The organism is Niallia sp. 03133 (assembly GCF_052663225.1).
Window position 1 is genome coordinate 69,938 of sequence record NZ_JBQTCY010000015.1, and the last position, 14,597, is coordinate 84,534.

Annotated in this window: 16 protein-coding genes; 15 read left to right on the forward strand and 1 reads right to left on the reverse strand. The window is 35.0% G+C overall.

The features are described from left to right. Positions 1–312 precede the first annotated feature (312 nt). From ACTYBU_RS19070 to rpsA, 5 genes are all read left to right on the forward strand, one after another. The gene (locus ACTYBU_RS19070) at positions 313–1,035 is read left to right on the forward strand and encodes a flagellar brake protein (RefSeq protein ID WP_445492171.1); all 723 of its coding nucleotides are present in this window, start codon (positions 313–315) and stop codon (positions 1,033–1,035) included. A gap of 91 nt (positions 1,036–1,126) precedes the next feature. Continuing rightward, positions 1,127–1,303, forward strand: coding sequence for a DUF5359 family protein (locus tag ACTYBU_RS19075; protein ID WP_445492172.1), 177 nt, complete (start codon positions 1,127–1,129; stop codon positions 1,301–1,303). A 187-nt stretch (positions 1,304–1,490) separates the two neighbouring features. Then, on the forward strand, positions 1,491–1,628 hold the full coding sequence (locus tag ACTYBU_RS19080) for a hypothetical protein (RefSeq protein ID WP_445492173.1): 138 nt from the start codon (positions 1,491–1,493) through the stop codon (positions 1,626–1,628). 90 nt (positions 1,629–1,718) lie between these two features. Beyond that, positions 1,719–2,396, forward strand: a complete 678-nt coding sequence (cmk, locus tag ACTYBU_RS19085; RefSeq protein WP_445492175.1) for a (d)CMP kinase — start codon at positions 1,719–1,721, stop codon at positions 2,394–2,396. Positions 2,397–2,672: 276 nt separating this feature from the next. Beyond that, positions 2,673–3,812: a 30S ribosomal protein S1 gene (gene rpsA / locus ACTYBU_RS19090; RefSeq protein WP_445492177.1), complete on the forward strand. Its 1,140-nt coding sequence runs from the start codon at positions 2,673–2,675 to the stop codon at positions 3,810–3,812. 58 nt (positions 3,813–3,870) lie between these two features. On the opposite strand, the gene ACTYBU_RS19095 is transcribed toward rpsA, so the two are convergent. Next, positions 3,871–4,008 carry a YpzI family protein gene (locus ACTYBU_RS19095; protein WP_445492179.1) on the reverse strand — a complete coding sequence of 46 codons (138 nt, stop codon included), beginning with the start codon at positions 4,006–4,008 and terminating at the stop codon, positions 3,871–3,873. A gap of 105 nt (positions 4,009–4,113) precedes the next feature. Between ACTYBU_RS19095 and ACTYBU_RS19100 the strand changes: the two genes are divergently transcribed. From ACTYBU_RS19100 to hepT, 10 genes are all read left to right on the forward strand, one after another. Beyond that, entirely contained in the window at positions 4,114–4,722 is a 609-nt protein-coding gene (locus ACTYBU_RS19100) for a YphA family membrane protein (RefSeq protein ID WP_445492180.1), read from the forward strand. 329 nt (positions 4,723–5,051) lie between these two features. Next, positions 5,052–6,362 carry a ribosome biogenesis GTPase Der gene (gene der / locus ACTYBU_RS19105; protein WP_445492182.1) on the forward strand — a complete coding sequence of 437 codons (1,311 nt, stop codon included), beginning with the start codon at positions 5,052–5,054 and terminating at the stop codon, positions 6,360–6,362. A gap of 14 nt (positions 6,363–6,376) precedes the next feature. Continuing rightward, positions 6,377–7,429, forward strand: a complete 1,053-nt coding sequence (locus ACTYBU_RS19110) for an NAD(P)H-dependent glycerol-3-phosphate dehydrogenase (RefSeq protein ID WP_445492183.1) — start codon at positions 6,377–6,379, stop codon at positions 7,427–7,429. 178 nt (positions 7,430–7,607) lie between these two features. Further along, a complete protein-coding gene (locus tag ACTYBU_RS19115) occupies positions 7,608–7,778 on the forward strand; it encodes a hypothetical protein (protein WP_445492185.1) in 171 nt (56 codons plus the stop codon). Between the two features lie 735 nt (positions 7,779–8,513). Next, positions 8,514–9,992, forward strand: a complete 1,479-nt coding sequence (gene spoIVA / locus ACTYBU_RS19120; RefSeq protein WP_445492187.1) for a stage IV sporulation protein A — start codon at positions 8,514–8,516, stop codon at positions 9,990–9,992. A 456-nt stretch (positions 9,993–10,448) separates the two neighbouring features. Next, positions 10,449–10,721 (forward strand): HU family DNA-binding protein, encoded by a 273-nt coding sequence (locus ACTYBU_RS19125; protein WP_016203034.1) that lies wholly within the window; start codon positions 10,449–10,451, stop codon positions 10,719–10,721. Positions 10,722–11,272: 551 nt separating this feature from the next. Next, positions 11,273–11,836, forward strand: a complete 564-nt coding sequence (gene folE / locus ACTYBU_RS19130; protein ID WP_445492189.1) for a GTP cyclohydrolase I FolE — start codon at positions 11,273–11,275, stop codon at positions 11,834–11,836. Positions 11,837–11,988: 152 nt separating this feature from the next. After that, the gene (locus ACTYBU_RS19135; RefSeq protein ID WP_445492190.1) at positions 11,989–12,786 is read left to right on the forward strand and encodes a heptaprenyl diphosphate synthase component 1; all 798 of its coding nucleotides are present in this window, start codon (positions 11,989–11,991) and stop codon (positions 12,784–12,786) included. A gap of 6 nt (positions 12,787–12,792) precedes the next feature. Further along, positions 12,793–13,500 (forward strand): demethylmenaquinone methyltransferase, encoded by a 708-nt coding sequence (locus ACTYBU_RS19140; RefSeq protein WP_445492192.1) that lies wholly within the window; start codon positions 12,793–12,795, stop codon positions 13,498–13,500. A gap of 72 nt (positions 13,501–13,572) precedes the next feature. Continuing rightward, positions 13,573–14,535, forward strand: coding sequence for a heptaprenyl diphosphate synthase component II (gene hepT, locus ACTYBU_RS19145; RefSeq protein WP_445492194.1), 963 nt, complete (start codon positions 13,573–13,575; stop codon positions 14,533–14,535). The last annotated feature ends 62 nt before the right edge of the window (positions 14,536–14,597 follow it).

Consider the following 14,597-nt stretch of genomic DNA (forward strand, 5'->3'; position numbering starts at 1 on the left):
TTTGTCACATCTTCATCCTCTGCTTTTTAGCACATTAAAAGCAAAAAGATGGGCAGTGACTGCTTGTTTTTATGGGATGAAATTTTCTTGGTTTATGTTTAAGTATTAAAATCCAGCTTGAAAAGTTGTTGTATTATATACACTCTGAGGCGGTCATTCTTTGAATGGCAGCCTTTTTTATCATAAAGAGATTTAAGATTGGACGGTTGTATTTACTTTAAGAAAATAAATGAAAGACAAGTCTATTGTTTGTTTTTCTTATTTAGTGCTATTGATTAAGGGCAAAGTTCCATGTCATAATAAAAGAAAAAAATGGATAAAAAGAAGGAAATAATGCTTATAGGCCATTTAAAAGGAAGAAAGAGTGGTAATACAGTGATAAATATAGGGGATACTTTAATATTGGAGCCAGCTAATACAGACCGTACAGAGAAATATAAATGCAGGCTTGTTGAAACAGGAGAAAAAGAATTATATATAGATTATCCAATTCATCTGGAAACAAATAAAACAGTATTTTTATTAAACGGCACGCAGCTAAAGGTGAATTTTGTAACAAGTGAAGGATCCGTCTATATGTTTCAATCAGAGATTGTAGGAAGAAAAAAAGAACAAGTTCCTATGCTAATCCTGCATTTGCCTTCAAAAGAGCAAATGATAAAAATCCAAAGAAGGCAATTTGTACGTGTCGACACAAATGTAGATACAGCCGTTCACCCATTACATAATGATTTTTTGCCATTTACAACAGTAACAACAGATATAAGTGCAGGAGGAGCGGCTATTATTGCGCCAAAAACAATCATATTTCATGAAGGGAATTCATTAGAAGTGTACTTAGTTTTGCACCTGCAAAATGGAGAATACTATTATCCTAGATTAAAAGGGAAGGTAATAAAAGTATACGGTTATAATGAAACGAATAATAAAGTATCCTTGCAATTTCATGAAATGAACTCAACTGATCGACAAATTATCTTGCGTTTTTGTTATGATGTTCAATTATCTTTAAAGAAGAAAGGACGCGAAAATTGAATAAACCCCCAAAAAAACTCCGATAATAAGAAAGGTGGAACGCCCGTTAAGCGGCTGGTGTTTTCTGCAAGTAATTAGTGGAGTGGTATGGATGAAAACTCTTGAACGGTTTTTAATAAAAATGATTATTATTCAGGCAATTTTTTTAGCATTAAGCCAATTGATTCATATTTGGGACATCTTTCCTCAACTATATGAACTAGCACAATATGAAGGGGTATCGAAAACGAATTATTCAAAGATTTTGGAAACATTTCAGCAAAAATAATAATATACTATTCATATCTAGTGTTTGCTGCTTGCATTAATATGTAAGATAATGCACGAAAAAATACTGTTACCCCAATTTAGGCGAGTAAACAACTTGCAATAAGCTGTTTGTTTCGCCTTTTCGCCGTTCCGTAACCAGAAAATTTGAAAAAGAAGCTTTTTACAAATGAAAGGATATTTCGAGTGTGAAACAGTTTCGCTTCGGAATTTTGGAAGTATTCGGTGCTGATGAACAATCGGCCAGTACACACGCTGATGATCAAGACGCTTCTGCTTTTCTTAATTATTTCATCGAAAATATGTATAAAAATATGTTAGAATAAAGTATGTTAGATGACTCTTGTCGTTATCAGTCAGCTATTATTAATTGTTCATTGGTTTTTGTATAGAAAACCAGTAGTTCAGGAGGATTTATGAGTAAAAAAATAAGTATAGCAATAGATGGACCGGCTGCAGCGGGTAAAAGTACGGTTGCTAAAATTGTAGCAGAAAAGCTTGGTTATATTTATATTGATACGGGTGCCATGTATCGGGCACTAACCTTTAAAGCATTGTCGAATCAATTAAACCTTGAAGATGAACAAGCTTTAATTAATATGCTTGAAAATACAGTGATTGAACTTTTTCCAGGCGAAAAAGGCCAATTGATTTTTTTAGATAATAATAATGTAACAGACGAAATTAGGACAAGTGCAGTAACTAATTCTGTCTCTATTGTTGCGAAACATAAATTGGTGCGGGAAGAAATGGTTCGCCGCCAGCAAATGTTTTCAACAAGCGGCGGTGTGGTAATGGATGGTAGAGATATTGGAACACATGTTATTCCAACGGCAGAAGTGAAAGTGTTTTTATTAGCTTCTGTAGAGGAAAGAGCTGTTCGACGTCATACAGAAAATATGAATAAAGGCTATCCTTCTGATTTGGAGTTATTGAAGCAGGAAATTGCAGCAAGAGACAAACTGGATTCGGAAAGAGAAATTGCTCCTTTAAAAAAAGCTTCAGATGCAACAGAAATTGATACTACTTCTCTCTCTATTGAAGATGTAGTAAATCAAATAATGGAGCTTACTGTTGAAAAAATCGCTCATTAATGATTAAAAAGAATAGCAGCTCAGGAATAGGAAAAGAAAGGATGTTTGAACAATAACAAAACATTTTTCTGCATCTATTCCTTTGGAGTTTTCTTACTTGACAAAAGCAGCTATTTGTAAGAAGTTAATTAAAAGGAATAAAATTTTGCAGTATTCTAACAATTTGGAATCCTATATTAATATGTTTTAACAAAATAGTATGTTTTCAAACTGATAGGAAGACTATATTGTTTTAACAAATTAGTTGATTATAGTGAAGCATAAGGAGGAGTACATATGTCCGAGGAATTAAATGACGTGGTAGTAAACAATTTTGAGGTTGGAGAAAATGTTGTTGGACAAGTTACAAAAGTGGAAGAAAAACAAGTGATTGTTGCGATTGCTAACAGCAAATTAGATGGATTAATACCTATTAGTGAATTATCTAGCCTTCATATTGAAAAAGCGAGTGATATCGTCTCAGAAGGGGATGAGCTGGAGCTTCAAGTCATAAAAGTGGAAGAAGAAGCGCTCGTTTTATCCAAAAGAAAAGTGGATGCGGAAAAAGCCTGGGATAGTTTAGAAGCAAAATTTCAATCAGGAGAAATATTTGACGCTGAAGTGAAAGATGTAGTAAAGGGCGGTTTAGTAGTCGACCTTGGTGTTCGAGGATTTGTTCCTGCTTCCTTAGTAGAAGCCCATTATGTGGAAGACTTTTCTGACTATAAAGGAAAAACCATTTCGTTTAAAATTGTCGAGCTGGAAAAAGATAAAAATCGTTTAATTCTTTCCCACCGAGCAGTTATTGAAGAAGAGAAAAGCAAACAAAAACAAAATTTACTAGATTCACTAGAAGTAGGGCAAGTTGTTTCGGGAACAGTACAAAGAATTACTGATTTTGGGGCGTTTGTAGATTTAGGTGGAATTGATGGTTTGGTTCATATCTCTCAATTATCACATGAACATATTTCGAAACCCTCTGATGTTGTAGAAGAAGGCCAGGTAGTCAAGGTGAAAGTGTTAAGTGTTGATCGGGATAATGATCGCATCTCGTTATCCATAAAAGATACTTTGCCAGGACCATGGACAGATATTGCTGAAAAAGCAGAAGTTGGTAGCATTTTAGATGGAACAGTAAAACGAATTGTATCATACGGTGCATTTATTGAAGTTTTTCCCGGTGTAGAAGGACTTGTTCATATCTCTCAAATTGCACATAAACATATTGGTACACCCCATGAAGTGATAAAAGAAGGCCAAGAAGTGCAAGTGAAAGTATTGGAAGTAAATGAAGGCGATCAGCGTCTGTCATTAAGCATTAAAGAACTAACAGAAAAAGAACAAGATGAAGAGGATGTTTATGAACTTCCGGAAGAATCAAAAGGTTTCCAATTAGGAGATATGATTGGAGAACAGCTTAAAAAACTAAAAAAATAACAAAAAAGAAAGAGCCAGCAAATTATTTCTGGCTTTTTCTTTTTGTAATTAAAGATAATTACTTATTATTATTTAAGGACCTAGCTTCTTCCGGGCTTTGCATCTCTGTTGATCCTGGATAATGCAGTGCTTGATCCCGATCAGATTCCACTCGTTTGCTGTTTTTTAATTTTTTTTCTTGTCGATCTTGCCCCATTTCTAACACCTCCTTTTCTTAGCATAATAAATCTGGAGAAGATTATGCATTTTCCGTTTAAAGTTTAAAAGGAAAAGACATAATGAGATTTAGGAGAGTGAGAAAATGGATGGAGCGTTGTTTTATTGGTTTACATGGATTTTTTGGATTATTACTACCTTTTTTATGAAAAAAGAGAATAAAAATCGTTTGCCTTATTCTATTTGTTTATTAGCAGCTATTATTGCATCACCCTATCAAGCAAGTGTCTGGGGATATACAGTATCCTGGCTGTTGTTATTTATTTTAGGAGCTATGTTTATCTATATGGCATGTCTAAAAAAAGCTGTACTTTTTTATTTTTTTCTTTGTGTTTTTATTTTCATGATTGTCTATTGTACTTTTCAATTCTTAGCTGTTTTAGACCCGATCTGGGTTATAATTGATCAAAACTGGATGGCAGCTATTGTTCTAATGATTCTAGCAAGGCTGCTATACAGCGCACCTTCTAAACAAATAGCAACTATAATTTTTGGAAGTATAACTGGTGATATATTATATGGAGTCCTTTTAAAACAATATAATTTTTATTATGTTATTGGAGCATTAAAATTCTTTGACTGTTTGTTTATATGTATTGCAGGAATTACAGTAATATATTCTTGTAAAGCATTTCTTGCCAAGTGGGAGCATCATATTTACATTATGGAAAAAGAAAAGCAAAAGTTATCATAATCTCTTATAGGAGAAGGAGATAAGAAAGAGAAAGATTAAATTTGCAAATACTTGATGCAAATATTTCCATTTATAGGATGATTTTTCTGATGTTTTTGGTAAGATGTCTTTATTATGCTTTTAATCTTGCTAGTCATATAGCACTTTGTTAAAATAAATAAGTTAGAGGGTGTCCTAGCAGCATGGATTAAATCCATCTTTTCAAAAAGAAGAAGGATAATCCTATCAGGGGACACCTTTAAACATTTGATTAAGAATGAACGCTAAATGCTACTTAACACAAGCGAATATAAAAGTAAATTTTAGTATGAAGGAAAGGATTGAAACGGATGGCAAAACCGGTAATTGCAATAGTTGGAAGGCCGAATGTAGGCAAATCCACTATTTTTAATAGAATTGTTGGCGAACGTATTTCCATTGTCGAAGATATTCCGGGAGTGACAAGAGATCGGATATACAGCTCAGCAGAATGGTTAAATCATGATTTTAATTTAATTGATACAGGTGGAATCGATATAGGTGATGAACCGTTTTTGGAGCAAATTAGATTGCAGGCGGAGATTGCGATAGACGAAGCAGATGTTATCATCTTTCTTACAAACGGAAGAGAAGGAGTAACATCAGCAGATGAAGAAGTGGCAAAGATATTGTATAAAGCCAAAAAACCTGTTGTCCTTGCTGTTAATAAAATTGATAATCCTGAAATGAGAGAGCAAATATATGATTTCTATGCATTAGGATTTGGAGAGCCATTCCCTATTTCGGGATCTCATGGCTTAGGATTAGGTGATCTGCTCGATGAAGCAGCGAAAAATTTTCCAAAAAGAGAGACAAAGGAATATGGCGATGAAGTCATTAAGTTTTCTTTAATTGGCAGACCAAATGTTGGGAAATCTTCCCTGGTAAATGCTATACTTGGAGAAGAACGCGTTATTGTAAGTAATATTGCTGGAACTACTAGAGATGCCATTGACTCGGAAGTTACAGTAAATGGCGACCCTTATGTAATAATTGACACGGCTGGTATGAGGAAAAAAGGAAAAGTATATGAAAGCACGGAGAAATACAGTGTCCTTCGTGCATTAAGAGCAATCGAAAGATCCGATGTTGTCTTAGTGGTAATAGACGGAGAAGAAGGAATTATTGAGCAGGATAAAAAAATTGCCGGTTATGCCCATGAAGCTGGAAGAGCTGTCATTATTGTGGTGAATAAATGGGATGCAGTAGAAAAAGACGAAAAAACAATGAAAGCATTTGAACAAAATATTCGCGAGCATTTCTTATTTTTAGATTATGCACCGATCGTGTTTTTGTCTGCCAAAACGAAAAAACGCATTCATACACTTATTCCAATGATTAATATGGCAAGTGAAAATCATACAATGCGTGTAGAAACAAGTGTGTTAAATGATGTAATAATGGATGCAGTTGCAATGAATCCAACACCGACAGACAAAGGAAGACGATTAAAAATATTCTATGCAACACAAGTGGCTGTAGGCCCTCCAACTTTTGTAGTTTTTGTAAACGAACCAGAATTGCTTCATTTCTCTTATGAACGTTTCTTGGAAAATCGTATTAGAGATGCTTTTGGTTTCGAAGGAACACCAATTAAAATCTTTGCTAGAGAACGAAAATAAAAGAGGTGTTTAATATGGATGGCAGTAAAAATAAAGTGGCAATGATTGGTGCTGGGAGCTGGGGGACAGCACTATCATTAGTACTTGGCGATAATGGACATGTTGTGCACATTTGGGGGAAAAATGAACAAACAATAAATGAAATTAATCAACAACATGAAAATAAAAAATACTTGCCTAATATTATCCTTCCAGAACAAGTATATGGCTTTACTTCGATGGAAGATGCGCTGAAAGGTGTTTCCTATATTGTACTGTCTGTTCCAACTAAGGCCATGCGTGAAGTAATAGCACAAATGATACCTTTTATTAAGGAACCAATGACATTTATCCATGTCAGCAAAGGAATTGAACCTGGAACATTGCTACGAATTTCAGAAATAATGGAACAAGAAATTCCTGCGGATATAATAAAAAGCATTGTTGTTCTATCAGGTCCAAGCCACGCAGAAGAAGTTAGTCTGCGTCATCCTACTACCGTTACTGTTTCATCTAAAAACATGGAAGAAGCTGAAAAAGTGCAAGACCTATTTATTAATTCCAATTTTAGAGTGTACACAAATTCTGACATTGTGGGAGTTGAGATAGGTGGAGCATTAAAAAACATAATAGCAGTATGCGCTGGCATTACTGACGGCTTAGGGTATGGCGATAATGCCAAAGCAGCTTTAATTACAAGAGGATTAGCTGAAATGGCAAGACTCGGAACAAAAATGGGCGCAAATCCATTGACATTTTCGGGATTGACTGGAATTGGTGATTTAATTGTTACATGCACAAGCGTTCATTCAAGAAACTGGAGAGCCGGTAATCTTCTAGGAAAAGGCTGTCCTCTTGAAGAAGTGCTTGAAAATATGGGAATGGTTGTGGAAGGTATCCGAACAACCAAAGCAGCTTATCAGCTGGCACAGAAATATAATGTTGAAATGCCGATAACGACGGCGCTGTATAATGTTCTGTTCAACGGAGGAAATGCTAAAGATGCTGTCGACAGTCTAATGGAAAGAGGCAAAACACATGAAATGGAAGACCTTACAAACATTCTTGCCTCCCAATACATAGAATAAGAAAAGCGGAAGCGCCCGTTAAACGACGAACGGACTGGAGCACTTCGAATGAGATAAAGGAAACACGAAGAACGAAGTGATTCGACGTTGACTTATCGCAAGGAGGAGAGCGAAGTAAGAGAGTAGTTGGGTGCTGTAGCTAGACAAAAGAAAAGCGGAAGCGCCCGTTAAACGGCGTATGCAAGAAGAACAGAAACTGATTTTTTTAAATTTAATATATTCTAATTCTAAAAAAATCGCTTTTTTTTTAGAATTAGGCATTTTTATGGTGCGAATTAAAATGCTCAGCATACAATGCAACGAAGCAACCTGGTGGATTGAACAGGGTAAGGGTACTATAGTCAAATAACGCCAAAGTAAAGTTCCCCCTTCTTTACTTTGGTATTTTTTATCCTTTCATAACGGTAGCTGCTGTTTAGTTTTTTAGTCAGTTCTCTAAAATTTAAAGAAATTGCTTAGGGGCATCGATACTATCAATACCCGAAATTACCATAAGCCATGTGTTTCTGCGGTGAGGACGTCTTTCCGCTATTTGGTGAAAGATTGTTACGATGATAGGATAGAGCGTGAAATAGCCGCATCACCGTACTATATAGTCTATATGTCGTTCGTTTTTACATATTACCTCACTCTTAACGGGCAAGTAAGACCCCGACCTCAAGATGCCAAGAAATAGAGGAAGCTAAGTGTTAAAACTCGCCCGTAAAGGTCCGATAAGTGTAACTAACCATCAGTGGGGGATAAGGAAAACCCCCCACTGATGGAAGTTTACTTTATTAGATTTTACGGAAAAATGTCATAACCCTTCTTTTCAAGTATATATTGAAGAGAAGGGTTTTTAATTTTTATTAGTGTAAAACCTGAATAAATATTGCATGAACAAACGGATCATTGCCGTTTAGAATGATAAATCTAGATTTACTTGAGCATAATCATTCATTAACGAAATGAAAAAAAATGTATAGGAGGAAATTTTTAAAATCAGTCATAATGATATAGGACAACATCATAAATATATATTGTCATATAGTATTTTCAGGATATTACAATCCCATTTGCTAGGGAAAGTTCAGGAGGGGATCACTTGGAAAAGGTCAATATTTTCAAAGATATTGCCGAAAGAACGGGCGGTGATATTTATTTAGGAGTAGTAGGTGCTGTTCGAACTGGAAAATCAACTTTTATAAAAAAGTTTATGGAACTTGTAGTTATCCCTAATATGGAAAATGAAGGAGACCGAACTCGAACAAAAGATGAATTGCCACAAAGCGCAGCTGGAAAAACGATTATGACAACGGAACCAAAGTTTGTTCCAAATCAAGCTGCCTCTGTTAAGGTAGATGAAGGCTTAGATGTTAACATAAGACTAGTTGACTGTGTAGGATATACGGTTCCTGGAGCACAAGGCTACGAAGATGAAAATGGTCCAAGGATGATTAATACACCATGGTATGAAGAACCAATTCCATTTCATGAAGCAGCTGAAATTGGTACAAGAAAGGTTATACAGGAACACAGTACAATTGGTGTTGTCATTACAACAGATGGAACGATTGGAGACATTCCGAGAAGCAACTACCTTGAGGCTGAAAATCGCGTAATTGAAGAACTAAAAGAAGTAGGAAAGCCTTTTATTATGATCATTAACAGTGCGCAGCCATATCATCCAAATACAGAGGTGCTCAGATCAGAACTTTCAGAGAAATATGATATTCCTGTTATTGCAATGAGTGTGGAATCTATGCGAGAAACGGATGTCTTTAATGTAATGAGAGAAGCTCTGTTTGAGTTCCCAGTATTAGAAGTAAATGTCAATTTGCCGAGCTGGGTAATGGTGCTTCGCGAAAATCACTGGCTTCGCGATAACTATCAAGAAGCAGTAAAAGAAACGGTTAAAGATATTAAAAGATTAAGAGATGTGGATCGAGTAGTTCAGCAATTCAGCGACTACGAGTTTATTGATAAAGCTGGTTTGGCTGGCATTGAAATGGGGCAGGGGGTTGCAGAAATTGACTTATTTGCTCCAGATGAATTATATGATGAAATATTAAAAGAAATTGTTGGTGTAGAAATAAGGGGAAAAGATCATTTATTAGAATTAATGCAGGATTTTGCCCATGCAAAAACTGAGTATGACCAAATCTCCGATGCTTTAAAAATGGTAAAACAAACTGGTTATGGAATTGCAGCACCTTCCTTAGTTGACATGAGTTTAGATGAGCCGGAAATTATTCGTCAGGGTTCGCGGTTTGGTGTGAGATTAAAAGCTGTTGCTCCATCCATCCATATGATAAAAGTCGATGTAGAATCAGAATTCGCCCCGATTATCGGGTCAGAGAAGCAAAGTGAAGAGCTTGTTCGCTATTTAATGCAAGACTTTGAAGATGATCCATTGTCCATTTGGAATTCTGATATTTTTGGTAGAAGCTTAAGTTCCATTGTAAGAGAAGGGATTCAAGCAAAACTGTCTTTAATGCCAGAAAATGCAAGATATAAATTAAAAGAAACCCTTGAAAGAATTATTAATGAAGGGTCAGGAGGACTTATAGCCATTATTCTTTAGGAGAACTCTTTTTAGGGTTCTTTTTTGTTCTTTAGAAGGATATTTATCATCAAGTAGAGCATAAACAAAAACCAACAGCAATGGAATTTCTCTATGATTGCCTGCATTTATCCAAGAGAATGGACAAAAAGAAAAGAAAAAAACCACGAAAACAATACATTTATTACACAATTTTATCAAAATAAGAAAAGATTGCTATCATTCTATAAAATTTCTTGATAAGCTTTATTGATTATGATAATCTTTTAAAGGAATTAGCGTCAAATAAGCTATTTTTGCTATGTTAATATATGGCGGATAGCTTTTTACTTGAATTATTCTCTTATATGAACTAATATAGTCCATGTTTAAGAAAAAAGTTCCGAATGACGTATATAATTCCGATAATTTGTTTACAAATAATGATAGGAATTGTATGGAATTATTTATTTGAAACATTGGGAGGAGGTGAAAGGCATGAACAAGACAGAATTAATCAATGCAGTTGCTGAAGCAAGTGAATTATCAAAAAAAGATGCTACTAAAGCAGTTGATGCTGTTTTCGATACAATCTTAAATGCTTTAAAAGATGGGGATAAAGTACAACTTATCGGTTTTGGTAACTTTGAGGTGCGTGAGCGTGCAGCTCGTAAAGGGCGCAACCCTCAAACAGGTGAAGAAATTGAAATTGCAGCAAGTAAAGTTCCTGCTTTTAAACCAGGTAAAGCACTTAAAGACGCAGTGAAGTAATTACATACATTGCAACGTATTTTAATGAAAACCGCGAATATTCGCGGTTTTTTTCTTTATTAAGAAGACTAATTAAACGGTAATGTTGTTTTAGGGAAGGGAATTTGCGAGACTCCTGCTTAAAAAACGGGCTGGCAAGACCCTGCAGAGAGGTACGAGCGAGAAGGCTTGCCGGTTCGTCCGTGGAAAGCGAGCCGATTCCCTGACCATTTAAAATCAAAACTGAAATTTTACAGAGCCATTAAGAAAAAGTGAAATTTCCGCTGAAAAGGAAGTGGATAATGTTTCAAGTAGGTGAAAATAGATCTCTTGCGCTGTAAGTTAAATAAAACTGTCGACAAACTTCCACTTTTATATTACTCTCCTTATTATATGTATTTTTTCAGAAAACCAGCAAAAATAAATGGTTTTTATATTGGAATAAAAATTCTTCAACTCGTTATCCATACAAAATTATTCGTTGATTAGGCCTTTCATAGTTTTACCCGCCTTATTATGCTAATATGAGTAATGACAATTGGAATGAAAGGCTTTAGGAGGAAGGAAAAAGAATGACTAAAGTGAATTTGGCACAAATTGAAGACGCAGTAAAATTAATACTTGAAGCTATAGGAGAAGATCCAAATAGAGAAGGATTGCTAGATACTCCTTCAAGAGTAGCAAAAATGTACAGTGAAATTTTTTCAGGTTTGCAAGAAAATCCAAAAGAATATTTCCAAACAATCTTTGGTGAAGATCACGAGGAACTTGTTTTAGTAAAAGATATCCCATTTTATAGTATGTGTGAACATCACTTAGTACCGTTTTTTGGCTTAGCCCATGTTGCATATATTCCAAGAAACGGAAAAGTAACAGGATTAAGCAAATTAGCAAGAGCTGTAGAATCGGTTGCAAAAAGACCACAGCTGCAAGAAAGAATTACAACAACAGTAGCGGATACCATCAATGATATGCTGGAGCCTCATGGTGTTATGGTGGTAATTGAAGCAGAACATATGTGTATGACCATGAGAGGGGTCAATAAGCCTGGGACAAAGACGATAACGACGGCAGTACGAGGAAGATATGCCGAAAGTCCAGAGAGTAGAGCAGAAGTGCTATCCTTTTTAAAATAAGAAAAAGTCGGCTTCTTATCGCTAAAACACAGCATATAAATTTGAACGATATTTATGTTATAATTATTCGAGTTAAACAAAGAATACTTGCTAAAAAAGAGATTGTAATGAGCGTATGATACGGTAAATTTAAGGGGAACAAGGGTGATAACATGGCAAACATACAAGAATTGATGGATGAGGTAAAAGAGAAGATTACAAAAAAAATAGATATTCCTTATCTGTTTCAACATATTCCTGAACCAAACATGGATGAAGACAAACTTCTTTTAACTGTAGCAGCTTTAAAAGCATCTAAGCTATCAGAAAAAGAAGCGGAAATATATACAATGACAACAATGTTAATTCAAATTGCCCTTGATACCCATGAATTAGTAACAAATGAAAGCATCAGCAAAGGAATCGAAAAAAGTAGGCAGCTGACGGTATTAGCAGGAGATTATTATAGCGGCCATTACTACAAGCTGCTGGCAGATGTTGATGATATTTCAATGATAAAAAAGTTAGCAGAAGCCATTAAAGAAATAAACGAGCATAAAATTTATCTCTATCATGAAACAGAAAAAGATATAAATCAATTGTTGAAAAGTGTAGAGATAGTTGAATTTTCATTGTTGGATAAACTTCTAACTCACTTTCAAATGGAAGAATGGAAAGCAATATGCCGTACTTTATTAGTGTTGAAGAGATTATTAAAAGAAAAGACATTATATTTACAAACCGGTACATCTATTTTGATGACGATTATGCCATTAGATAAATCGGCAGAAAAAGATATACAGCATTCTAATAGACTTCTTATTTTAGAGAAATATTTGCTTTCTGCTTGTAGTCAATTAGAAAAGGCAGCAGAATTGCTGCCAGCTTTCAATGACAGCCTCCTGCATAATAGGATAGAGAATATTTTAAATGAATGTAAACAACTACAATTGTATGTGGAAGAAGGGTAATTGGTAATGCAGCAACAGCAATCAAAGGAAGAAAAAGTACACCATGTTTTTGAAAAAATTTATGGTAATTATGATAAAATGAACACATTGATTAGTTTTCAGCAGCATAAGATTTGGCGTAAAGATACAATGAAAAGAATGAATGTGTCAAAAGGTTCATCTGCCTTGGATGTTTGCTGTGGGACTGCTGATTGGACCATTAGTTTGGCAGATGCTGTAGGCAAGGACGGCAGCGTAACAGGTTTGGATTTTAGTGAAAATATGCTGAGCATTGGTAAAGAAAAAACAAAAGATTATGCAAATATTACTTTAATACATGGCAATGCAATGGAACTTCCGTTTCCTGATAATCACTTCGACTTTGTAACAATCGGTTTTGGTTTAAGAAATGTTCCTGACTATCTACAAGTGTTGAAAGAAATGAAAAGAGTTGTAAAACCAGGCGGACTAGTTGTATGTTTGGAAACCTCTCAGCCTACATTGCCTGTTTTTAAACAATGCTATTATTTTTATTTTCGGTTTGTGATGCCTCTGTTTGGAAAGCTTTTTGCCAAAAGCTATAAAGAATATTCCTGGCTGCAGGAATCAGCTCGGGATTTTCCTGGGATGAAGGAACTTGCCAATATGTTTCAACAAGCAGGGTTAAGAAATGTTTCATATAAACCATACAGCGGCGGCGTTGCAGCTGTACATATTGGTCAAAAAGAAAAATAAGGTTTCTATACGATAGGAATAATATGCCAATGGTTCTTTCGTATAAGAAGGTAAAAGACAGGTGAGTAGGTAGTGAAATTAAAAATGATGTATTCATTTTTGAATTCGGATCTTGAAGTAATAGAAAAAACATTAGAAGATACAGTAAATGCTGATTCTTCTTTATTACGGGAATCTTCCTTGCATCTATTAAAGGCTGGCGGAAAAAGAATAAGACCCATATTTGTCTTGCTGGCAGGACAATTTGGAAATTATAATCTAAACAGTATAACAAAAGCTGCTGTTTCGCTGGAATTAATACATATGGCTTCACTCGTGCATGATGATGTAATAGATGATGCTGATCTCCGCAGAGGACTTCCAACTATTAAAGCAAAATGGAATAATAAAGTCGCTATGTATACTGGAGATTATATCTTTGCAAGATCCTTGGAAATAATGAGTGATATCAAGAAGCAATCAGCTCATAAAGTATTGGCAAATACTATTGTAGAAGTATGTATAGGGGAAATTCAGCAAATAAAAGATAAATATCGATTTGATCAAAATATGAAAGATTATTTTCGCAGAATAAAAAGAAAAACAGCTCTTTTAATTTCAGCAAGTTCTTTAGTAGGGGCTATTGTTTCCGATGTGGAAGAAAAGCATCAGAAAAAACTTTATCAGTTTGGCTATTATGTTGGAATGTCCTTTCAGATCATTGATGATGTCCTCGATTTTGTTTCAACAGAAAAGGATTTGGGTAAACCTGCTGGAGGCGATTTGCTTCAGGGAAATATCACCCTGCCAGTTTTATTTGCGATGGAAAAATCGGAAATTCGCCATAAAATAATGACAGTTCATGAAGGAATGGAAAAAAACGAGTTGCAGGAAATTATTGATCTAATTAAACAGTCCGATGCGATTGACCGCTCATTAAATATTAGTGATATGTATTTAGAGAAAGCATTAAAATCCTTGGAAGGTTTGCCGAATAATAGATCTAAAAAAGCATTAATAAATATTGCAAAATATCTTGGCAAACGGAAATATTAGAATTTTTTGCATAAAAACCAGATTTATGGTAGTGTTTTCATGATTGGCCAATTCTTACCTTT

Coding starts and splice junctions, on each gene's coding strand:
- ACTYBU_RS19070 (WP_445492171.1), top strand. CDS start 313: ATGGATAAAAAGAAGGAAATAATGCTTATAGGCCATTTAAAAGGAAGA.
- ACTYBU_RS19075 (WP_445492172.1), top strand. CDS start 1,127: ATGAAAACTCTTGAACGGTTTTTAATAAAAATGATTATTATTCAGGCA.
- cmk (WP_445492175.1), top strand. CDS start 1,719: ATGAGTAAAAAAATAAGTATAGCAATAGATGGACCGGCTGCAGCGGGT.
- rpsA (WP_445492177.1), top strand. CDS start 2,673: ATGTCCGAGGAATTAAATGACGTGGTAGTAAACAATTTTGAGGTTGGA.
- ACTYBU_RS19095 (WP_445492179.1), bottom strand. CDS start 4,008: ATGGGGCAAGATCGACAAGAAAAAAAATTAAAAAACAGCAAACGAGTG.
- ACTYBU_RS19100 (WP_445492180.1), top strand. CDS start 4,114: ATGGATGGAGCGTTGTTTTATTGGTTTACATGGATTTTTTGGATTATT.
- der (WP_445492182.1), top strand. CDS start 5,052: ATGGCAAAACCGGTAATTGCAATAGTTGGAAGGCCGAATGTAGGCAAA.
- ACTYBU_RS19110 (WP_445492183.1), top strand. CDS start 6,377: ATGGATGGCAGTAAAAATAAAGTGGCAATGATTGGTGCTGGGAGCTGG.
- ACTYBU_RS19115 (WP_445492185.1), top strand. CDS start 7,608: ATGCAAGAAGAACAGAAACTGATTTTTTTAAATTTAATATATTCTAAT.
- ACTYBU_RS19125 (WP_016203034.1), top strand. CDS start 10,449: ATGAACAAGACAGAATTAATCAATGCAGTTGCTGAAGCAAGTGAATTA.
- folE (WP_445492189.1), top strand. CDS start 11,273: ATGACTAAAGTGAATTTGGCACAAATTGAAGACGCAGTAAAATTAATA.
- ACTYBU_RS19135 (WP_445492190.1), top strand. CDS start 11,989: ATGGCAAACATACAAGAATTGATGGATGAGGTAAAAGAGAAGATTACA.
- ACTYBU_RS19140 (WP_445492192.1), top strand. CDS start 12,793: ATGCAGCAACAGCAATCAAAGGAAGAAAAAGTACACCATGTTTTTGAA.